Genomic DNA, 19,993 nt, shown 5'->3' on the forward strand with positions numbered 1-19,993 from the left:
CCGCGAGAGGCCTTGCTTTGTGCGTGCACGAGTCTCCCCATGTCATCCCCGCGCAGGCGGGGATCCAGTATCCCAGGGCGTCGATGATAACGACAAAGGCTCTACAATACTGGTTCGCCCGCATGGGCGGGCAATGACGGTCGTTGGTCATTGCCTGCATCAGATTCCGGGTTCGCGAGCTTTCGCTCGCGCCCCGGAATGACAACGCTGGGACTGTGGTGGGCTACCCCTTCCCCTTGGTCCGGAAGATCACCGGCAGGCTGAAGGTCAGGCCTTCGTCGGCAACCAGCGGCGGGGGTGCCGGGACGGGGTCGGAGCGCTTGATCATATCGAGCGCGGCCTGATCGAATGCGGCGTCGCCGGAGCCTTCGACGATCTTCATCGACAGCACATGCCCGAGCCGGTCGAGTTCGAAGCCGACTACGATCCGCACGTTCTTCTGCGCGGCATCCTTCGGGTAGCGCTTGTGCTTATCGAGATACGCCACCAGCTCCTTCTGCCAGGTGGCGCGGATGCGCGCGGCGGCCTTGCCGACGCCCTGCGCCGGCGCGACCGAGCGTGGACCTTCCTTGGCGGACTCGTTGCTCGGCATCGCGGTGGCTTCAGCGGCGACCGACTCGGTCGAGGCCTGCTGCTGCTGCTGCGCCTTTTCCTTCTGCTCCTCGTCGACCTTCTTCGGCGTCTCGGTGGTGACGACGCGGTCCGGCTCCTCGGTCTCCTGCGGCGTGTCCTTGGGCAGGTCGGAGTCCTTGACCTCGGCCTTCTGCTCGTTGAGCGCCGGCGACGCCATCGAGGCCTCGGTGTCCGGGCCCGGCGGCAGATCGGAGGCTTCGATCTTCGGCGACATCATCTCGACGCCGACCTCGATCGCCGGCGCGCCGAGCGCGTCGTCGTCGGCATCTTCCGGCATGCTGACCAGCGCCAGCGCGGCGCCGCCGACGTGCAACGCCACGGCGCCGACGGCGGCCATCAGCCACAGCCGGTACGAACCATTGCGATCGAAATAACTGTCGGACATCTCGTCAATATCTTATCGGAACCAGATCTGATCGGTACCGGGCTTCCCGGTCGTCACGAGCGAAGCGAAGCAATCCTGCCGCGCCACGCCAGACATGTGGAGTCGTCCCGGCCGCTCGCAGCGCCGGCGTTCAATTGCCGTCCGGTTTCGCGCCCGGCACCGCTTCCAGCGCCACCAGCTTGATCTTGGCGTAGCCACCTGACCGCAACATCTCGAGCACCTCCATCAGCTCACCGTAAGGCACCGCACGATCGGCGCGCAGGAAGATGAAGCGGTCCTTGGTCATGTCCGGCATCGAGTCCAGCGTCTTGACCAGATCGACGCGCTTGACCTGGTTCTCGCCGATCGCGACCGCAAGGTCGGATTTGATGCTGACATAGGTCGGCTTGTCCGGCCGCTTCTGCGGCGTGGCGCTCGAGGTCGGCAGGCTGACCGGAAGGTCGACCGTCGACAGCGGTGCCGCCACCATGAAGATGATCAGCAGCACCAGCATCACGTCGATGAACGGCGTGACGTTGATCTCGTGGGTCTCGTCGAAATCGTCGTCGAGATCGTCGGAATTGCCGAGCGAAACAGCCATCGCTCACTCCGCCGCGCGGGCGCGATGCGCGCTGCCGTGGCTGCGATCGAGATCGCGCGACAGCAGCCGGCCGGCAGCCCCGGAGGCGCGGGCGACCAGTTCGAGATAGACTTTGATCTCGCGCGAGAAGTGATTGTAGATGATCACCGCCGGGATCGCGGCGACCAGACCGATCGCAGTGGCGAGCAGCGCTTCGGCGATACCGGGCGCGACCACCGCGAGGTTGGTGGTCTGCGACTTCGAAATGCCGATGAAGCTGTTCATGATGCCCCACACCGTGCCGAACAGGCCGATGAACGGTGCAGTGGCGCCGATGGTGGCGAGAAAGCCCATGCCGCGGCGCATGTGACGGCCTTCGGCGCGCACATACTCGCTGAAAGACGACGCCGCACGCTCCTTGATGCCTTCGTCGCTCGACAGTCCCGCCGACAGCTTCGCTTCGTGCAGAGCAGCACCCAGCAGCATCGACAGCACGCTGTGCTTGTCGCCCAGCACCATCTGAGCCTCGGCCAGCGAGCGCGACTCTGCGATCTGCTTGAGCGAGCGGCGCAGCCGGAAGCGGGTGCGGCCGAGCTCGATCTTCTTGGCGATGAAGATCGTCCAGGTGATCACCGACGAGACCGCCAGACCGATCATGACGATTTTGACGATGATGTCCGCGTTGAGGAACATCGTCCACGGCGACAGTTCCGACAGGCCGGGCGCCACGCTGCCGGACGCGTGTCCCGCTTCGGACAACGCCTGCGTCGCCACCGGTGCGGGCGAAGCAGCGGCAGGCGCAGCGGTCACCGCCGGCGCCTCCATCGGAGCGGGTGCGGGTGCCGTGGCCGCAGGCGTCGGCTGCGACGGTGCGACCGTGCCCGGCGACGGTGCGGTGGCGCTCGGCGTCGCCGCGGCGGGCGCCTGCTGCGCCAGCAAGGGGGTCGGCGGCGCCAGCAGCGCCAATGCGATTACGGCAACGCCGATCGATCGGAAGTTCAACATCGTCATACTTCGGCCCAGTAGCGGATGAGGTTGTGATAAATACCGGTCAATTTGACCGTTTCAGGGTCATCGCGTCCCAGCCGCTCGACCAATGCCTGAATGGCGGTGTCGAGATCGTAGACCATGCTGCGCGCCTGCGCGTCACGTATCATGCTCTGCAGCCAGAAGAAAGACGCCACCCGTGCACCGCGCGTGACCGGAGTCACCATGTGCAGGCTGGTGGACGGGTACAAGACGGCATCGCCCGCGGACAGTTTGACTTCGTGCGAGCCGTAAGTGTCTTCGATCACCAGTTCGCCGCCATCGTATTCGTCAGGCTCGGCCAGAAACAAAGTGATCGACAGATCGGTGCGAATGCGCAGCCCGGTGAGATGATCGCCGCGCACCGCGTTGTCGACATGAATGCCGAAGTGATGTCCGCTGGCGGCCGCATAGCGGTTGAACAGCGGCGGGAAGATCTGCAGCGGCACCGCTGCCGCTACGAATTTCGGGTTTGCGGTCAGTGCCGATACGATCCTGCGCCCGAGCGCACGCGCCAGTTCGCTGTCGGGCGGCAGTTGCTCGTTGCGCTTGACCATCGCCGACTGCGCGCCGGCGGTGGAGCGGCCGTCTTCCCACTCGGCTGCGTCCATCAGGCGGCGGAATTCCGCCACCTCGGACTTCGGCAGAACCTCGGGTATGCAGACCAACATGGCCGCTCCAATTCCCGCGACGCGCTTACAGCGCGCCGCGTAGCGTCAGCCAGACCGACCGGCCCGGCGCAATGAACACGAACGGCGAGTTCGAACGATAGAACGCGTCGTAATAGGTGGTGTTGAAGATGTTGTTGACCGACAACTTGGCGGTCATGTGTTTGTCGACTTTGAATTCGACAAAACTGTCGAACCGCCAGTGCTCCGGCAGCACGTTGCCGTTGATCGCCGCGAAGGTGCCGCCGTAGATCTTGGAAGCGTACACCGCCTGCCCGCCGACCTCCCAATGGTCGTCGAACTGGTACTTGGTCAGCAGGTTGAACGACTGATGCGCGATGTTGGCGAGCTGCGCGCCGACCGAATTCGGATCGATCGACTGCAGCACCTTGCTTTCCATCAGCACCAGACCGCCGAACACGCTCCAGCGATCGGTGATCTTGCCGGCCGCTTCGAGATCGATACCGCGGACGCGATAGACGCCGGTCGACAGGATGTTGCTGCCGACGGTCTCGCGGGCGTTCGACTTCTGAGTTTCGAACAGCGACGCGGTCAGCAGCAGCCGGCGGTTGAACAGCTCCCATTTGGTGCCGACTTCCGCCGCCTTGTTCATCTCCGGCGGCAGCGCCTGGAAGGTGGTGTTGTTGACGACCAGGCCGCCATAAGCGGTGCCCGAGGCATCGAGCTCGGCGCCGACCGGGTTGGTCGAGGTCGCATAGGCGGCGTACAGGCTGGCATAAGGCAGCGGCTTCACCACCGCGCCGAGATTGTAGTTCCACATCCCCGACTGCACGCCGGTCGAGGTCGTCGCGGTGTGCCCGGTGATGTTGTAGTCGTCGTAACGCACGCCGCCATTGAGGATGACGACGTCGTTCCAGTTGGCAGTCTCGATGACGTAGGTCGATTTGGTATCGACGTTGATGAACGTCGGATTGTTGGCGCGCTGCGGCTGGGTCGCGAAGTCCAGCGTATTCGGCGGGTTGAGCAGCGGCACAATCACGCGACCGCCGGTCTGGAAACCGGCGAGCTCCGAGGTGAGGCCCGCGTAGGTGTCGCGCATCACGCTTTCGCGCGAGATTTCCGCGCCGCCGACCATGGTGTGCTTCACCCCGCCGACGTCGAACTTGTAGGTCAGGTCGGTCTGGTTGGCGAGCACGTCGGTGGTCTGATAGCGGCTCTGCGACGCGAGCGAGACCGTGGTGGCGGTCGGGTTGCTCGGCAGCGTGCCGATGTAGTCGAGCACCGAATGCGCGGCGCGCGAGCGGTTGGTCAGGGTCAGATCCGGCGTGATCGCGAATTCGCCGGTGACCGTGCCGAAATCCTGCTTGGCCTTCTGGAAGTCGCGATTGACGAAGCCGTAATAGGTCTCGCGCGGCACGTTGACGTCGGTCGAGGGCCGGCGCAGCGCGGTGTTGTACGGCACGCCGAAATCCGGCAGCCCGTCGAGATCGGTGTGGACGTAGTTCGCCGTGATCTTGATGGCGTCGGTCGGCGTCCACTTCACCGCGGCGAGCGTGCCCCAGCGATCGTCGGTGACGAAGTTGCGGCCTGCGACCTTGGCGTCCTGGTACAAGCCGTCGACCCGCACCGCCAACGTCGGGCTCAGCACCTGGTTGACGTCGACGGTGACGCGCTTGGTGGCGTCGGAGCCGAAGGTGGTTTCGGCCTTGGTGAAATTGCCTTCGGTGGTCGCCTGCTTGGTGACGATGTTGATGGCACCGCCGGCGGTGCCGCGGCCCGCCATGGTCGAGGCGGGACCGCGCAGGATCTCGACCTGCTCGGTGAAGAAGTTCTCGCGGATCGAGATCGCCGGATCGCGGATGCCGTCGATGAACACGTCGTTGCGGGCATCGAAGCCACGGATGAAGAAGCGGTCGCCGAAGGCGTTACCGCCCTCCCCGGTGCCGAGGGTAACGCCGGCGGTGGAGCGCGCCACTTCGCGAAGCGAGGTGGCATTCTTGTCCTCAAGCAGCTCTTTCGTCAGCACCGTCACGGTACGCGGTGTATTGAGCAGCGGCTCGGTGAACTTCGTGCCCGACAACCGGTCCACCTTGTAGGGCGCAGCGGCATCTGCGTAGGGGTTACGATCCGCCGACAGCGAACCGGCATTGGGAAACGGCACCGGCTGCACCTGGGTCGGCTGCGTGCGGCGCGCCGCCCGGCGCAGCGCGGTGCGGGCACGGACCTGATCAGGCGTTGCGCGCGCCGCCGCCGGCTTCGGCCGTGCCACCGGGGCATCGACGGTCACGGCCGGCAGGCTCGACTGCTGCGCTTCGGCGCCGCCGATCGACGCCACGGCGATCATCCCGGCGACGGCCGAAACCTTGCGGCCGTATGCGCCATCATGCTCCTGACCACTCCCGCGCATCGCTGCTTCAATACGCAGCGACCGCGGCGCCTTCGCCCCGTTCATGTTGACCCGCCCCAAGGTATGCTGTTGCTAATTACAAGCAGTTGTTGAGAGCTATCGGCCGCGGGGTACAGGGTCAACGCACGTCGAATTACCCCGCGCTGGAATCGTTCAAGATAATAACCATTCTAAGATTCATTCCGAACATAGACCGACTGCAGCCGCACAACCCTTCAGCGCAGCGCTCGTCAACCGGGCAAATGATCAGTCACTCGGCAATCTGAAACGCTTCTAAACTGCAGCAGAGCAGGACCGCCTCGAACTCTCCCGCTCACGCCTCGTCGTGGCTCGGCGGCTTCATCAGCGAGAACATCTCGTCGACGGTCTGTTGCGCGGCGAGTCGGACGCGCTCGGTGTCGAGCATCCCGTCGATGCGAATGCCGCGGACCACGGCGCGGATCTCGTCGCGAAACTCGCTGAGAAACTGCAACGGATCGCGCTGCTCGTTGGCGACGCGCGCGATCAGCCCGGTGATCAAAATCTGGCAGGCGATCATCCGGCCGTTGAGCTCTTCCATGCTGCCCTCCTGCACGGCAGTCCACCACACCGCCGTTCCGAGCGCGGTGATATGGCCGAGCAGGCTGCGACTGACAATTGGAACCATTCTATTCCGCTCGCCCCGACTGCGAGCCTGCGTCTCCCCCATCCGCGATCGGCTGCCATGCGCAGCCCACTGGCGCGGCGCCGGGCCGCGTCGCCAAATCCATGAAAGTTTAGCAATGTCATGCGGTTTGTAGTGTGTTGGCGGCGTTTGCCGGTATAGTTGCCGTCAATCAGAAATCACTGCCGCGCAGGCTGAACCGGTCCTCCGAGGCCGGATCTCCGGCGGCCGAATGATCGGATCGGGCATGAGCAAAGCCGGCGCCTCTCGCAAGGCTGTCGTCGTTGGTTGCCTGCTGCTTGCAGCGGGGGCATCGTATTGGGGCTGGCAGCGCGTCTCCGGCGCGGGTCACCCCGCCGCGCAGCAATCGACATCGCAAGCACAGTCAGGTGGGCCTTCCGCAAAAGCGGCAACCGTCGGTCGCGGTGCTCCGGTTCCCGTCACGGTAGCAACGGCGGAGAAGGCGGACTTCCCGGTGTATCTCAGCGGGCTCGGCACCGTGCAGGGCTTCAATACCGTGGTGGTGCGCAGCCGGGTCGACGGACAGATCGACCAGATCGTCTTCAAGGAAGGACAGATCGTCCAGGCCGGCGATCTGCTGGCGCAGATCGATCCGCGGCCGTTCCAGGCGGCGCTCGACCAAGCCAAGGCCAAGAAGGCCCAGGACGAAGCCAATCTGGCCAACGCGCAATTGGACCTCAGCCGCTCGGTCCGGCTCGGCGAATTCGCCACCAAGCAACAGACCGACACCCAGCGCTCGACCGTGCAGCAGCTCACCGCGCAGATCCAGGCCGACGAAGCGGCGATCGCCAACGCCCAGACCCAGCTCGATTACGCCACGATCAAGGCACCGATCTCCGGCGTCACCGGCCTGCGCCAGGTCGACAAGGGCAACATCGTCAACGCTTCGAGCCAGACCGGCATCGTCACCATCGCGCAGATCGAGCCGATCGCTGTGATCTTTACCGCGCCGGAAGAGCGCGTGTTCGACATCAACCGCGCCCTCGCCGCACGCCCGCTCCAGGTGATCGCGCTCTCCACCGACGGCAAGACCACCTTCGCCGAGGACGGCACGCTGGCGGTGGTCAACAATCAGGTCGACAGCAACAGCGGTACGGTGCGGCTAAAGGCGGTGTTCGCCAACAAGAACCACGCGCTGTGGCCCGGCCTGTCGGTGCAGACCCGGCTGCTGGTGAAGACGCTGAAGGACGTCGTGGTGGTTCCGAACGATGCTGTCCAGCACGGCACCGCCGGGCTGTATGCTTACGCGGTCGACGCCGACAACAAGGCCGAGCTGCGCAAGCTGGTGGTGGGCCCCGCCAACGACAAGAACACCGTGATCGAGCGCGGCCTCGACCCCGGCGACCGGGTGGTGGTCGGCGGCCAGTATAAGGTCAAGCCGGGCTCGCTGCTGGCATTCAAGGTCGCCGACAACGAGCCGGCCCCATCCGCCGCGCCAGCCGGGAAATAGCCATGGATCGGAGCATTTCGGCGCCGTTCATCCGCTACCCGATCGCGACCTCGCTATTGATGGCGGGGATCCTGTTCCTCGGCCTGATCGCCTACCCGGCCCTGCCGGTGGCGCCGCTGCCGCAGGTCGACTTTCCGACCATCCAGATTTCCGCCAGCCTGCCCGGCGCCAGTCCGGAGACGATGGCCTCCTCGGTGGCGACCCCGTTGGAGCGCCAGCTCGCGCAGATCCCCGGCGTGTCGCAGATGACATCGACGAGTTCGCTGGGTTCGACCGCGGTCACCATTCAGTTCGATCTCAACCGCAACATCGATGCTGCCGCCAACGACGTCCAGGCGGCGATCAACGCCGCCGGCGGCCAGCTGCCGAAGAACCTGCCGAGCCCGCCGACCTATCGCAAGGTCAACCCTGCCGACGCGCCGATCCTGATCCTTTCGGCGACTTCCGACACCCTGCCGCTGACCACCGTCAGCGACAACGCCGACGCCAAGATCGCCCAGCAGATCAGCCAGATCACCGGCGTCGCGCAGGTGTTCATCGGCGGCCAGCAAAAGCCGGCGATCCGGATCCAGGTCGATCCGGCCAAGCTGATGACCAAAGGCCTGTCGCTCGAGGACGTGCGAGCCCAGATCGCGATCACCACCGTCGACAGCCCGAAGGGCACGCTCGACACCCCGAACCGCAGCTACACGATCTACGCCAACGACCAGCTCACCGAGTCCAAGGACTGGAACGACGTCATCCTCGCCTATCGCAACGGCGGCCCGCTGCGCATTCGCGACGTCGGCCACGCCGTGACCGGCCCGGAGGACGCCAAGACCGCGGCCTGGGCCAACGGCAAGCGCGGCGTGTTCCTGGTGGTGTTCAAGCAGCCCGGCGCCAACGTCATCGACACCGTCGATCACATCAAGGCGGAGCTGCCGCGGCTGGTCGCCGGCATTCCGCCGGCCATCAAGGTCGAGGTGATCAGCGACCGGACCACCACCATCCGAGCCGCGGTCGAGGACGTGCAGTTCACCCTGCTGCTGACCATCGCGCTGGTGGTGATGGTGATCTTCCTGTTCCTGCGCAACTTCTGGGCGACCATCATCCCCAGCGTCACGGTGCCGCTGGCGCTGCTCGGCGCCTGCGCGCTGATGTGGGCCGCCGGTTACACGCTCGACAACCTGTCGCTGATGGCACTGACGATTTCGGTCGGCTTCGTGGTCGACGACGCTATCGTGATGCTGGAGAACATCGCCCGCCACATCGAAGAGGGCGAGAAGCCGTTCACCGCGGCGCTGAAGGGTGCCCGCGAAATCGGCTTCACCATCGTGTCGATCTCGATCTCGCTGGTCGCGGTGCTGATCCCGCTATTGTTCATGGGCGGCATCATCGGCCGGCTGTTCCGCGAATTCGCCGTGACGCTGGCGATGACCATCGCGGTGTCGATGCTGGTGTCGCTGACGCTGACGCCGATGATGGCGTCGCGCTTCATGCGGCCGGCCACCGAGGTGCGCCACGGCCGGATCTATCAGTGGATCGAAGGCGCCTTCGAGTCGATGCTACGCGCCTACGAGCGCGGCCTCGATCTGGTGCTGCGCTGGCGTTTCACCACACTGATGGTGTTCTTCGCCACGGTGGGACTGTCGGTGTACCTGTTCGTCGCCATCCCCAAGGGCTTCTTCCCGCAGCAGGATGTCGGCATGATCACCGCGGCATCCGAGGCCGCGCAGGACATCTCGTTCGCCGGGATGAAGCAACGCCAGGAACAACTCGGCGAGATCGTTTTGGCCGATCCTGACGTCGACAGCGTCGCGATGTTCATCGGAGGCAGCGGCAGCGCGCTCAACACCGGGCGGATGTACATTACGCTGAAGCCGCGCGACGAGCGCGCCGCCAGCGCGCAGGAGATCATCGCGCGGCTGCGGCCGAAGCTGGAGAAGGTCGAGGGTGCCCGGCTGTTCATGCAGGCCGCGCAGGACGTGCGGCTCGGCGGCCGGCCGACCCGCACCCAGTTCGAATACACCCTGCAGGACGCCAATCTCGCCGAGCTCAACGAGTGGGCGCCGAAGGTGCTGGCCAAGATGCAGAGCCTGCCGCAGCTCCGCGACGTCGCAACCGACCAGCAGACCGATGGCACCACGCTGACCCTGACGATCGACCGCGACACCGCCTCGCGATTCGGCATCAAGCCGCAACTGATCGACGACACGCTGTACGACGCGTTCGGCCAGCGCCAGGTGACGCAGTACTTCACCCAGGTGAACACCTACCGGATCATCCTGGAGGTGTTGCCTGAGCTGCAGGGCCGGCTCGACACGCTGAACCAGATCTACGTCAAGTCTCCGACCACCGGCGATCAGGTGCCGCTGTCGACCTTTGCGAAGTGGACCACGGTGCCGGTGCGGCCGCTGTCGATCAGCCACCAGGGCCAGTTCCCCGCCACCACGATCAGCTTCAACCTGGCGCAAGGCGTCGCACTCGGCCAGGCGACCGAAGCAGTGCAGGCCGCGATGGCAGAGATGGGCGCGCCGCCGACGTTGAGCGGCAGCTTCCAGGGCACCGCGCAGGCATTCCAGCAGTCGCTGTCGACGGTGCCGCTGTTGATCGTCGCAGCACTGGTGGTGGTCTATCTGATCCTCGGCATCCTGTACGAGAGCTACATCCACCCGCTGACGATTCTGTCGACGCTGCCGTCGGCCGGCGTCGGCGCGCTGGCGATGCTGATGCTGTTCGGCTTCGACTTCAGCCTGATCGCGCTGATCGGCATCATCCTCTTGATCGGCATCGTCAAGAAGAACGGCATCATGATGGTCGACTTCGCCATCACCGCCGAGCGCGACGAGCACCTCGATCCCGAGCAGGCGATCCGCAAGGCGGCGCTGCTCCGCTTCCGCCCGATCATGATGACCACGATGGCGGCGATGCTCGGCGGCGTGCCGTTGATGCTCGGCACCGGTACCGGCTCGGAAATCCGCCAGCCGCTCGGCTACGCCATGGTCGGCGGCCTTTTGGTCAGCCAGGCACTGACGCTGTTCACCACCCCGGTGGTGTACCTGTATCTCGACCGCCTCTCCAACGCCCTCACCAATTGGGGCCGCACCCACATCCCGGTCGACGAGAACGAGGGCGAGGTCAAGCAGGCGGCGGAGTGAGGCGAGCGCGGTGAGCGGGTCGGGTTGTCGCGCGAGCGCGCTTTATCGCGGATTTTCCAGAAACGGATTTTCGACGCGCAACGTGCCGAAGCTGCGGCCGTGCTGCAAATCCTCGCTGTACAGCACCTCGCAGCCGGCCTCCTGCGCGGCAGCGACGATCAGCGCGTCGTAGAACGACACCCGGTGATCACGTGCAAGGACAACGGCTGCGGCATGCGTGGTAAGAGTGATCGGAAGCACGTCATCGAGCGCGGCGTGAAACTGCTCGAGCGCGACTTCGATCTGCGGCCAGTCGTGCCCCAACTTTCGGCGCGCTACGTGGACGAATTCATTGAGCACCTGAACGCTGGCAACTCCACCGCTGCTCAGGCAAGCAGCAGCCGTTTGCTGACGCGGGTCCGAGGTCGTGATATAGACGAGAATGTTCGTGTCGAAGAACGCCTTCACTGATCATTCGCCTCGTCGCGATACCGCTCGTTCGCCTCGTCGCGATCGAACTTGTAGTCAGCAGGAAGGGTCCATCGCAGCTGGGAAAGGCGCTCCACCGCCGCCCTGCGCCGGTCTTCCTTCTCAACCACCAGCGTTCGTTCGACGATGTCGACGACGTTCAACTCGTCGCCCTCTTTCAGGTCGAGCTTGTCGACCAACGCCTTGGGCAGCCTGACCGCGAGACTGTTGCCCCATTTCGAAACCAGCATCGCACCCTCCATGCCCCGGCAAGAATGTATATCATAGGCAGGATATACGTCGTTTCAACCGCAGCGAGCGCGTGCTCACCGACCCGCCCTGTCGGCTGCCTCAGTCTCCACTCCAATCTCCCATCTGTCGCAAGCAACCCTCTTGCGGGCCGGGGCCGACGCAGCTAGAAGACCCGCACACCCGAGGCGCGTCGCGAGCCACTCCCGCCGCGCCCGGCACCGTGTCGAGTGTGCCCCGTGCATCACTCCTAAATGCCTGATCCGTCAGCGCATTCTCGGTGGGGAATGGTGTAATGGTAGCACAACAGACTCTGACTCTGTTTGTCTTGGTTCGAATCCAGGTTCCCCAGCCAGCATCCTACTAAGCCCATTTTGGCAACAATGTAAGGGGCTTAGCAAATGTCACGAACTCCCAACCCACCTAGGCGAACCACCTCGGTCGCTCCAGAGACCAAGAAGCAGCTTGCAGCCCTCGCGACGCTGCTAGGTCTGATGCAGACCGCTTCGAAGCTCAGCGCCGAATTGGATGCGCTGGCGGATCAGGTCGGGGGCTCCCTTGAGCAGATTGCCGAAACAGCTGGTGTGCCATTCTTCGAGGTGCACCAAGCCTACGCCGGCCTTCCCCAAGCGCGCCGGAAGCCGAGAGCGGCTGTGAAAGCTCCGGGCGCTCCGAAGGCCCCCAGGGCCCGAAGAAAGGCATAGAGCCGCCCCAAAGCGGTCACGGACCACTAGGGCCTCGTGGGCTTTCCACGGGGCCTTTTCTTTGGCGCGCCGAGCTTCGACCAGTGTAACGCAATAAACACACCTGGAACGAGGTGCCGCGCGGAGTTCGGTTTGAGAAAACAACCGATCGGCACCTATAAAGGGCAGTCCGACCGGTCGAAGTCTTTAGGTGGCGCCTCTTAGGCCGCTTGATGCTTCACGAGGTAGCTCTTTGCCCCTCTGCCGCGCCCCTCGGTCTGGTAGGTCACGCCAAGCTCGGCTAGGCGGCCCGCAAGTCCGCTATCAGGGCAATTCAGGTCCTCTCTGATCTTCTTAAGGGCACCGGGGATGCCGATGTCACCGAGTACCTTTCGCAAGGACCAAGTCCCAGGGCCGCACATCTCCATGTGCAGAGCCAACGCTTCAGCGTTGGAGCCTTTACGCGGCCTCCGCACCTTCGGTCCATCCATCTGGAAATCCCAATCAGCGACCTTCAGGTCTGGAAGGTCGGCTTGGATGTTCTTCAGCACCTCATCGCCATCTATGTCCTTCGGGAGGACAATGAACACGTCTGCCGGCGGGCAGTTGCCGTGCTCATCGGTGACGCGGCGGAGCCGAATGCGGCCGATTGCCTGGATGATCGAGACTGAAAGTTGGCGCTGCCTCATGGCGCGATGGACGTTGCGGTGTGCCTTCCATTTAGGGTCGGCAAGCCACTCGTCACCCTTGAAGCCCTGGAAGGCGAAGAACGTGTTGGTGGACCACACTTGATCCCGGTACGGCATACCAAAGATCACGGCTGTATCGCAGTTCTGCCATTCGTTGCTTCCGTCCACTGCCCCCCAATGCCCAACTGAGAAGGGGCCAGGTTGAGCGGCGGCCTTCTTCGGCAAGAAGATTGCAGCGGGCGCACGGTTACCCTTGTGAAGACAGAGGAACACTGAGCGATCAGGGCCTAACCTCTGCTCCAGGTCCGCAAGCAAACGCGGAAAGCGCTTGCCGAAGTTGGCAATCATCGAACGCTTGCCCAGGCCGGGCGCCCTCGCCACGTGCAGGGTCACGTTGCGGTAGCTTCGGACCCGGCTAGGTGTCTGAATGCGTTGTGCACGGCGTTCAAACAGATCCCACAGAAGATCAGAACGGGCGGTAGCATCAAGCACCACCGGTCCAGGAGCATCTAAGGGCACAGCCAAAGCGGCAGAGTGAAGCGCGTGCTCTCCTCCCGTCTTGGCGTAGTAGGCCCATTGGTCGTACAGGGCTTGGGAGCCGTCCAAGGTCTTTTCGACGCATTGTCGAATACGCTTGCGCGCGTCGCCGTCTTCAGCTTTGGCACCAAGGCGATCAAACTCCACTTGTCGGAGAGCAAGTTTCAGAGGGCCAAAATCAACCAGGGGCACGTCACCTTGATTGATGGCCTCTGCCCATAGGCCACGGGAGAACCCGTCCTCTGCACTGGCGTGCTGAGAATGATTGTCCAAGTTCATCTTCAGCACGTGTAAGGCCCACTGCTCTGTGGGGAACTCTCGCTCCATCTCAGGGGTGATGTACCTCAGCACTTCAGCCAGATCACATGATGTAACCTTGGAGCTAGTCACGACGTTCGCCAGTGCTTCATCAACAATGGTCAGAAGGCGCTCCCCTCCTGTCCAGTTCATGAAGCTGTCCCACCGGCTACCACGGGCAGACGATGCGTTGAGGTACGCTTGGTGCGGAATGACGATGGTGTCGTGAGAGAACAACACGCCCGGCAACTTCGGGTCGGACGAATGGTGCGCTATGGCGACGGCACCGCCAGCATAGCTATTGATGGCCTTGGCGATCTTCTCAGCATCTTCAATGAGCCGAGTGACGATAACGGAGCCCACAGGGCTTTGAAGCCCCTTAGAGGCTCTATTGCGCTGTGCCTGCATCGCGGCAAAAACACAGGCACCAGTCGTCTTGCCTGAGCCTGTTGCCGGCTGGAGAATGCGCCAAGGCGCTTGAACACCATTCACAGCATCATCAATGGCACTGTTGAATGTCTCTGCCATGATGGTCCAAAGCTGCTCTAGCGGTTGAGATGAGCAAAGGCCGTAGTCGGCAGTCCAGAGTTCCTTCATCCGCGCGGTGAACTCTTGCGGTGGCACGAGGGCATAGCCGTGCTCGTGCAGACCGATAGTGGTTTGCATTAAGAAACCTTGTCTTTGTTCGTAGAGATGCCGCAATCGGTCCAAGCCGCCCTGAGGGCAGCGATCACGGCAAAGGAAAGCACCCTTTAAGTCCCCTAAAGAATACTTAGGAGGTTTTCGGGGTGCATTAATGGTCAAAGCGTAGGAGGCATGAAGCCGCCCGAATGCTCCTGAGGAGCCCTGCCGGCGTTCTAGGCTGCACCAAAGCCACCACCAACATTTGTTTTGATGACGGTTGGTGCCGCCGGAAGGGCTCTTGGGCCCTCCCGTCTGATGCGTGCCTCTGAGGGCGTCAGGAGTTCCAGGAGGCGCGCGGCCCCCCCACGGGGCAAAGAGAGCGCAAGACCGCTTACGCTCCCCTGAGCCCTCCCAGCGCCTTCTAGGACTCGTCTAGTCAACTAGGCATCTTCAGCGTGTGCTGGTTATAAAACGCTTCACTGCTGTAGGCCGGCAGGTGCTTAGGTTTTGATACAGGTCAGTACGGTCATGGTCTCTGGGCGCGTCTCATTGCCGCCTGAGGCGAGAATTGAGATGTTGTGCGTGTGGAGACCTGCACCGTCCGTGTTCCCATCCACGAGATGTTCGTGATTGATGTCCGCCAAGCCTGTGTCTGGCACACTTACGGGATAGTCTCCGGCATTTCCGAAGGACAGGTAGGCGTCGCCCCACGAGGAGGCCGCCGACTGTAGCCTGCCGCTGGTGTGCTTGTGCGGGTTGCTACGGTTCATACCCTGCGACCAGATAGACAGGTGATGGGTATGCCCGCCCTGAGCGTCTGCGGTGGCTCCGTGTGTGTGAGAGCCAAACTGGCTTCCTTGCATATTACCAACATCGCCGGCCGGGGAGCCTGAGCCGCCCCGGTGTCGTCGATAGCGGTTCTGGCCCCCAGGAAGACAGAATTGGTCCCCTGAGCCTCCCCAGGTGTAGCCAATGGCGGCGAATAGGTCCGGATAGACAGACTTGCTGAGCGTCGTGCCGTCGCACGGAAGCCAACCCTCCGGGGCGACGGACATCGCGAAATCCATGATGGCTCCGGCGGGGAGCACCCCACCCGTCAGACGGCCTGCAATGCCGATCTTGCCCGTAGAGGCCCGATAGAACCCCAGCGTGCCTTCAGAGGTGAAGCTGAAGGCCGGGAGACTTGAGGAACCGTCACCAGACAAATAGCCCGTTCCCGCTTCCAGGCCCCTGGTGAGGGCTCCAGACGCGCGAGGGAAGGTGTTCTTGAGTGTGAGCTTGATGCCTCGGATATGGTCGTCACCGTTGGCCAGACTGTCGTTAACGTCCGGGCTGGTGACCACGAGGCTGTCAAGGTAGCTGAAGGTTTCTAAAGCCAAGAAATTCTCTTTGAGATTGTTTGCGAAGTCTTCGCGATGGTTGAAGCAGCATCCAGGCCGCTTCCTCGTCTATGAGGTGATCTCCGAATAGAGGGCTGAAGATGCTAACGGACAGCCTGCTAGACAGTCCTGGTGCTATTAGCAGTGATCATGCGGCCTTTCGGGACGTGGTGTTAGTGCTGGTGTTGTGGGTGATGGTCGGCCAATTGGCGTCGATCGGAGGAGCCTTGGGCATCCGCTGGTAGCTGGTGCCTTCAGCGGGAACGTGAAGGCGCTCTGACGCCACTCGGATGGCTCGTAAGTACGCGGCCTCATCAGGCTCCGCGCGCCCCTGAAGGCTCCGGAAGCCCTTAGCAAGCTCGGTGATGGCGGCTGCGCCCCATCCGTTGCCGATGGCACGGCCAAGGGTGACACGCTCCGGGAAGCTCCCGCAGATGGAGCGCAGATAGCGATACTCGGCACGAAGGCCGGGATGATGAATGGTCATTGGCTGGTTGTTGCTGGTGTATTGGCTACGGGCGCGCCTAGGCGCTAGGGCCTCTGAAGGCGCGAAAGGTCTCGTGCTGGAAGCGCACACTGGACGGCCGAGAGCCGCTTCTCTGTAAAGGGGGACGAGTATTCGGCTAGGCGGCTGAAGATGCTGGCGAACGGCCTGCTTGAGCGGTCTGGAGGGCCGCGGGAGTCTTGCGCTCCGGACGGTCTGCTGGAGGGCACCAAGGCCGCTTCGGCAAAGGTGGTCTCTTATTCGGGTAACTCTATAGAAATCCCTGGCGAATATTGGCCTTTGTTCAATTTCGTTATATACAAGAAAAAGCAGCTTAGAGAGCGCAGTGACCGAGGAAGACTGCAGAGCAGCGCTTGAGCGCATCAGGTGGCCGGAAGGTCCTGTCTGTCCCGAATGCGGGGCCACTGGCTCCACCATCGTCAGGGCTTTCAGGGGCGAGGCACACCGGCCGGGCCTCTACCTTTGCGCCAGCTGTCGTACCCAGTTCACGGTGACAGTGGGCACACCGCTGAAGGGCTCAAAGCTCCCTCTCGCGGCATGGATCAAAGCTGCGCATCTCCTAAATGCCCATAAGCCGGTCACGGTTCGTGAAGTGCAGATGGCGCTTGGCGTCACCTATAAGACCGCGTGGCAGATGGTGCGGAAGCTCCTAGAGGGCATGGAAGGCTACCGAGGCCGCCTGAGCCTCCCTGGCAAGGATGGACCTTCGGTGCCACCGTCTCGGCGCACGTTGCAAAGGGGTTGCCGGAGAACCGGAACAGCCGAGCGGCTTGGTCACGCAAGCAACAACGCATCCGCAAAGGAACTTACGTGGCACCAGCAGAACCGGCCTGCAACGGTGCGCTATCGGCCATCCTGCGCCCTTCGGCCACTCAAGCGCATACAGCGCGAACAGAGCGCTTCCTTCGGTGGATCATGAACGATGGTGGCGCCAATTGAGCAAGACCCGCCCGCCCATTCCGATTATGTCCGAGGATCAGGAACGCTTCATGGCTTTCGAGGGACTCGTGCAATGGACCGCAGCAACGGTTGAGCAAGGCGAGCGGATTGCAAGAGCAACCCGAGCGATGCATGCCGCCTTTAACCTCGAAGATACATCACAGCGTTTGCGACTATGTGCAGCGCAGCTTCGGACCGAGCACCACTACTTTGCGATCTGCGCGAACAAAGTGCTGGAGCACCGCAGTTGGCTCGAACAATTGAACATATGTGGTGACTTGGACCTATCTGAGTTCGATGCATTCCCGGTGCGCGATGTCCGCGACCTTCGAAACATGAGAGAGCACGTTGCGGACTACTTTAAGGGGCGTGGGAGAGATGCGGAGCGCTGGAGGATAGACACGCCGGAATTCAGCGCAGACGCAAGCTCATGCGCCGGCACAGTCATCGGTGGCAGACTCGACTGGAGCGCGTTTGCCCGTGCAGCCGAGAGGGTGCTCCCGTCGTTACTTAGATGCGCCGTCAGAGTTCATAAAATCCCATAGCAGGGACCCGCCGCCGATCGCCAATTGGCAGAGGGACCCTTTGAGCATCTGCGCGCCCCGGAGGGACCCGTCGTCAGATTTTTCCAGCCCGGAGGGACCCAATTCGCCGGGAGCCCGGACCGAGGGACCCATAGGCTTTCACGCACCGATTTCGTCTAACAACAACGGCGGGTTTAAGCCCGGTTTTTGAAATCCATTTTGGGGGAGTTTCGCCAAATCCAGAGGCGCGGAGGGACCCTATGGCCGTTGCAATCCGCCGTCCGGAGAAGGCAGGCAGGACACCTAGGCTCTCACCCGCCAGCGCAGAAGCTCGGTGACTGATCATCCCCGATTGGAAATCGGTCGATCGCTTCCAGACATTAGCCGAACCAGACAGCAGCACCGAGAGCGGCGAGGCTTCCGAGGCATAGCGCCCGGTCCTGGACCAAAGCGGACACGATGAGAGCTACGGCGACGATTGGAACGAGCATGTGCGTTCTCGCAGTGTGGGGCGAAGTTTTCGCGATGGTTCTGAAGCAGCATCTAGGCCGCTTCCCTGTGTAGGTGGCCCCGCTTTCGCGTAACCCTATGATCTAAGCGGCTTTAGGGAGCCTTTTCAGCATCCGCTGCACCGCTGTCGGGTGCCACTGACCACCACGCGGGGCATCAATGCCCTGCCGGTTGAGTTCGTCGGTGATGGCGCGGACGGTCGAGATGCCTGAGCGGCGGAAGTCCTCAATGATGCCGTTGAGGTCAGTCGCGCGCTGTTGAGCCTTCTGTTTGATCCGTGCCACCGCCTCGGCATTGCCTGTCTGCTTGCCTCGGAGGGCTCGTGCGCCGTTGGGGTTGCCTAGCTTCGTGCCCCGCGCCTTAGCGGCTGCAAGGGCCTTTTTGGTTCTCTCGCCGATCAGGCCCGCTTCTAGCTCAGCCACAGCGGCCATCTGAGTAAGCAGGAACTTTCCCATTGGGCCGGGAGGGACGCTGGGTAGATCGCAGAAGACAAGGTCAACGTCGCTCGCCACTAGTGAGCGCAGAAGGTCCACGTTTCTGGTGAGGCGATCGAGCTTGGCGAAGACCAGCTTGGCGCCAATAGCCTTGGCGTGCGAGAGCGCGGCGGCGAGCTTGGGTCGATCCGACTTCCGGCCGCTCTCGGTCTCGACGTACTCGGCCACCAGCGTCCACCGACCGCCGTTGAGGTAGCTGGAAACGGCCTCGCGCTGCGCTTCGATCCCAAGGCCGCTTCGCCCCTGTTTGTCCGTCGAAACGCGCAAATAGGACACGAACTTCCCTGAGGCCATGAACCAAATTCCTTGCACCACAAATCGAACTAACGGACGTTACTTCATTTTGTGTACAGTCGCAAGCAGGTTGATGTCCGAAAGGGGGTGCACGCGCACGCTCTCTGTGAGAGGAGCGAGGCCGTTAAGTGGTCAATCGGACAAGGCGGTCACCGATGCAGTTTCTCAAAGCCTTCATGGGCACATTTGCAGGCAAGTTTTTTGGCGGCATTGCTGTTGCCGCATTGGCGTTAATTGGCTTCGGCCCGGAATACTGGAGCGCGCGCCTCCTTAAACTGGCATCTGATCCTCTCGGCATCAGTTTGATCGCGGCGCGCGCAATATTCCTTTGCGCCGCTTTGGCTCTTGTCGCGTTTCTCACATGGCCGGCGATCAAGCGGAGGATTTGGCGAGCCCCTGCATGCTACGTCGAGAAGATAGGTCTCATTGCAGGGATTGATCGCTCCACGACCACGCCCGTGCGATTGATCGCCAAGGCGAAGACGAGCACCAAAAGACTAAAAATTGCAGTCGAATATAGCTCATTTGGACGAGCGGTAAACTGGGCGGGCTGGCACCTTCCTCGTCAAGTCCTTCTTCAAACGGTTGATGACGTAATGGCAGGCCAAGATATTCGAGTAGTCGTGGTGACGTGCGATGCAGCGGCAACTGAAGTTTGGTGGGGCGGCCCCAACGACCGTGAGGGAAATTGGGTTCAAAAATCAAAGAAGCATCGAGCGAGGATCAAGTTTGTAGGTGACGACGGAGACGTGCAGTACTATGCCTTCGGCCTCTTAAGGACTTCCCTGGACGAGCCCCCATTCATAGTGGAAGTGATTACAGAGGCCGACCTCTCGTTCGGAGAACAATGAGTTTTAGCGTCCCACTTCTGCATTCCATCTGCAGAAGTAATCATTAGGCGAAGGGCGGCTGCTGTGCGAAGCTGGGGGCAT

At 62.6% G+C, this 19,993-nt stretch carries 17 protein-coding genes and 1 tRNA gene; 6 read left to right on the forward strand and 12 right to left on the reverse strand.

Annotation, left to right across the window (positions count from 1 at the left end):
• Nucleotides 1–223: 223 nt before the first annotated feature.
• The 6 genes from DY468_RS12300 to DY468_RS12325 form a co-directional block, all read right to left on the reverse strand.
• A complete protein-coding gene (locus DY468_RS12300) occupies nucleotides 224–1,018 on the reverse strand; it encodes an energy transducer TonB (RefSeq protein WP_164605097.1) in 795 nt (264 codons plus the stop codon).
• Nucleotides 1,019–1,148: 130 nt separating this feature from the next.
• Entirely contained in the window at nucleotides 1,149–1,598 is a 450-nt protein-coding gene (gene exbD / locus DY468_RS12305; protein WP_107345258.1) for a TonB system transport protein ExbD, read from the reverse strand.
• 3 nt (nucleotides 1,599–1,601) lie between these two features.
• On the reverse strand, nucleotides 1,602–2,588 hold the full coding sequence (exbB, locus tag DY468_RS12310; protein WP_164605098.1) for a tonB-system energizer ExbB: 987 nt from the start codon (nucleotides 2,586–2,588) through the stop codon (nucleotides 1,602–1,604).
• Nucleotides 2,585–3,274, reverse strand: a complete 690-nt coding sequence (locus DY468_RS12315; RefSeq protein ID WP_164605099.1) for a Fe2+-dependent dioxygenase — start codon at nucleotides 3,272–3,274, stop codon at nucleotides 2,585–2,587. The genes exbB and DY468_RS12315 overlap by 4 nt, the downstream gene beginning before the upstream one ends.
• A 25-nt stretch (nucleotides 3,275–3,299) precedes the next feature.
• Nucleotides 3,300–5,684 carry a TonB-dependent receptor gene (locus DY468_RS12320; protein WP_164605100.1) on the reverse strand — a complete coding sequence of 795 codons (2,385 nt, stop codon included), beginning with the start codon at nucleotides 5,682–5,684 and terminating at the stop codon, nucleotides 3,300–3,302.
• A gap of 268 nt (nucleotides 5,685–5,952) precedes the next feature.
• The gene (locus tag DY468_RS12325; protein ID WP_164605135.1) at nucleotides 5,953–6,198 is read right to left on the reverse strand and encodes a hypothetical protein; all 246 of its coding nucleotides are present in this window, start codon (nucleotides 6,196–6,198) and stop codon (nucleotides 5,953–5,955) included.
• 331 nt (nucleotides 6,199–6,529) lie between these two features.
• Here DY468_RS12325 and DY468_RS12330 point away from each other — a divergent pair, with 331 nt between their 5' ends.
• Nucleotides 6,530–7,753, forward strand: coding sequence for an efflux RND transporter periplasmic adaptor subunit (locus tag DY468_RS12330; RefSeq protein WP_164605101.1), 1,224 nt, complete (start codon nucleotides 6,530–6,532; stop codon nucleotides 7,751–7,753).
• 2 nt (nucleotides 7,754–7,755) lie between these two features.
• Nucleotides 7,756–10,890, forward strand: a complete 3,135-nt coding sequence (locus DY468_RS12335) for a multidrug efflux RND transporter permease subunit (RefSeq protein ID WP_164605102.1) — start codon at nucleotides 7,756–7,758, stop codon at nucleotides 10,888–10,890.
• A 42-nt stretch (nucleotides 10,891–10,932) separates the two neighbouring features.
• Here the strand turns inward: DY468_RS12335 and DY468_RS12340 are convergent, their stop codons facing one another.
• Together DY468_RS12340 and DY468_RS12345 are read right to left on the reverse strand one after the other, a co-directional pair.
• Nucleotides 10,933–11,337, reverse strand: a complete 405-nt coding sequence (locus DY468_RS12340) for a PIN domain-containing protein (protein WP_164605103.1) — start codon at nucleotides 11,335–11,337, stop codon at nucleotides 10,933–10,935.
• Nucleotides 11,334–11,588, reverse strand: coding sequence for an AbrB/MazE/SpoVT family DNA-binding domain-containing protein (locus DY468_RS12345; protein WP_164605104.1), 255 nt, complete (start codon nucleotides 11,586–11,588; stop codon nucleotides 11,334–11,336). The genes DY468_RS12340 and DY468_RS12345 overlap by 4 nt, the downstream gene beginning before the upstream one ends.
• 279 nt (nucleotides 11,589–11,867) lie before the next feature.
• Between DY468_RS12345 and DY468_RS12350 the strand changes: the two genes are divergently transcribed.
• A tRNA-Gln gene (locus DY468_RS12350) sits at nucleotides 11,868–11,941 on the forward strand.
• Nucleotides 11,942–12,490: 549 nt separating this feature from the next.
• On the opposite strand, the gene DY468_RS12355 is transcribed toward DY468_RS12350, so the two are convergent.
• The 3 genes from DY468_RS12355 to DY468_RS12365 all read right to left on the reverse strand — a co-directional run bounded on the left by DY468_RS12355 (nucleotide 12,491) and on the right by DY468_RS12365 (nucleotide 16,282).
• Nucleotides 12,491–14,458 carry a DEAD/DEAH box helicase family protein gene (locus tag DY468_RS12355; protein ID WP_164605105.1) on the reverse strand — a complete coding sequence of 656 codons (1,968 nt, stop codon included), beginning with the start codon at nucleotides 14,456–14,458 and terminating at the stop codon, nucleotides 12,491–12,493.
• Nucleotides 14,459–14,916: 458 nt separating this feature from the next.
• Nucleotides 14,917–15,795, reverse strand: a complete 879-nt coding sequence (locus DY468_RS12360) for a phage tail protein (RefSeq protein ID WP_164605106.1) — start codon at nucleotides 15,793–15,795, stop codon at nucleotides 14,917–14,919.
• Nucleotides 15,796–15,943: 148 nt separating this feature from the next.
• Nucleotides 15,944–16,282, reverse strand: a complete 339-nt coding sequence (locus DY468_RS12365) for a hypothetical protein (RefSeq protein WP_164605107.1) — start codon at nucleotides 16,280–16,282, stop codon at nucleotides 15,944–15,946.
• Nucleotides 16,283–16,625: 343 nt separating this feature from the next.
• Here DY468_RS12365 and DY468_RS25005 point away from each other — a divergent pair, with 343 nt between their 5' ends.
• Nucleotides 16,626–17,219, forward strand: a complete 594-nt coding sequence (locus DY468_RS25005) for a transposase (RefSeq protein WP_164605108.1) — start codon at nucleotides 16,626–16,628, stop codon at nucleotides 17,217–17,219.
• A 16-nt stretch (nucleotides 17,220–17,235) separates the two neighbouring features.
• Nucleotides 17,236–17,784: a hypothetical protein gene (locus DY468_RS12375; RefSeq protein ID WP_164605109.1), complete on the forward strand. Its 549-nt coding sequence runs from the start codon at nucleotides 17,236–17,238 to the stop codon at nucleotides 17,782–17,784.
• 572 nt (nucleotides 17,785–18,356) lie between these two features.
• Here DY468_RS12375 and DY468_RS12380 read toward each other — a convergent pair.
• Nucleotides 18,357–19,061, reverse strand: a complete 705-nt coding sequence (locus tag DY468_RS12380) for a recombinase family protein (protein WP_164605110.1) — start codon at nucleotides 19,059–19,061, stop codon at nucleotides 18,357–18,359.
• A 155-nt stretch (nucleotides 19,062–19,216) separates the two neighbouring features.
• Here DY468_RS12380 and DY468_RS12385 point away from each other — a divergent pair, with 155 nt between their 5' ends.
• On the forward strand, nucleotides 19,217–19,912 hold the full coding sequence (locus tag DY468_RS12385; protein ID WP_164605111.1) for a hypothetical protein: 696 nt from the start codon (nucleotides 19,217–19,219) through the stop codon (nucleotides 19,910–19,912).
• Nucleotides 19,913–19,993 lie beyond the last annotated feature (81 nt).

This window comes from Rhodopseudomonas sp. BR0M22 (assembly GCF_010907035.1).
GTDB lineage: Bacteria > Pseudomonadota > Alphaproteobacteria > Rhizobiales > Xanthobacteraceae > Rhodopseudomonas.

Excerpts from the sequence above, each read along its gene's own strand:
- DY468_RS12385 (WP_164605111.1), top strand. The coding sequence starts at position 19,217 with ATGCAGTTTCTCAAAGCCTTCATGGGCACATTTGCAGGCAAGTTTTTT.
- DY468_RS12300 (WP_164605097.1), bottom strand. The coding sequence starts at position 1,018 with ATGTCCGACAGTTATTTCGATCGCAATGGTTCGTACCGGCTGTGGCTG.
- DY468_RS12335 (WP_164605102.1), top strand. The coding sequence starts at position 7,756 with ATGGATCGGAGCATTTCGGCGCCGTTCATCCGCTACCCGATCGCGACC.
- DY468_RS12325 (WP_164605135.1), bottom strand. The coding sequence starts at position 6,198 with ATGGAAGAGCTCAACGGCCGGATGATCGCCTGCCAGATTTTGATCACC.
- DY468_RS12355 (WP_164605105.1), bottom strand. The coding sequence starts at position 14,458 with ATGCAAACCACTATCGGTCTGCACGAGCACGGCTATGCCCTCGTGCCA.
- DY468_RS12320 (WP_164605100.1), bottom strand. The coding sequence starts at position 5,684 with ATGAACGGGGCGAAGGCGCCGCGGTCGCTGCGTATTGAAGCAGCGATG.
- DY468_RS12315 (WP_164605099.1), bottom strand. The coding sequence starts at position 3,274 with ATGTTGGTCTGCATACCCGAGGTTCTGCCGAAGTCCGAGGTGGCGGAA.
- exbB (WP_164605098.1), bottom strand. The coding sequence starts at position 2,588 with ATGACGATGTTGAACTTCCGATCGATCGGCGTTGCCGTAATCGCATTG.
- DY468_RS12330 (WP_164605101.1), top strand. The coding sequence starts at position 6,530 with ATGAGCAAAGCCGGCGCCTCTCGCAAGGCTGTCGTCGTTGGTTGCCTG.
- DY468_RS12380 (WP_164605110.1), bottom strand. The coding sequence starts at position 19,061 with ATGGCCTCAGGGAAGTTCGTGTCCTATTTGCGCGTTTCGACGGACAAA.
- DY468_RS12365 (WP_164605107.1), bottom strand. The coding sequence starts at position 16,282 with ATGACCATTCATCATCCCGGCCTTCGTGCCGAGTATCGCTATCTGCGC.
- exbD (WP_107345258.1), bottom strand. The coding sequence starts at position 1,598 with ATGGCTGTTTCGCTCGGCAATTCCGACGATCTCGACGACGATTTCGAC.
- DY468_RS12345 (WP_164605104.1), bottom strand. The coding sequence starts at position 11,588 with ATGCTGGTTTCGAAATGGGGCAACAGTCTCGCGGTCAGGCTGCCCAAG.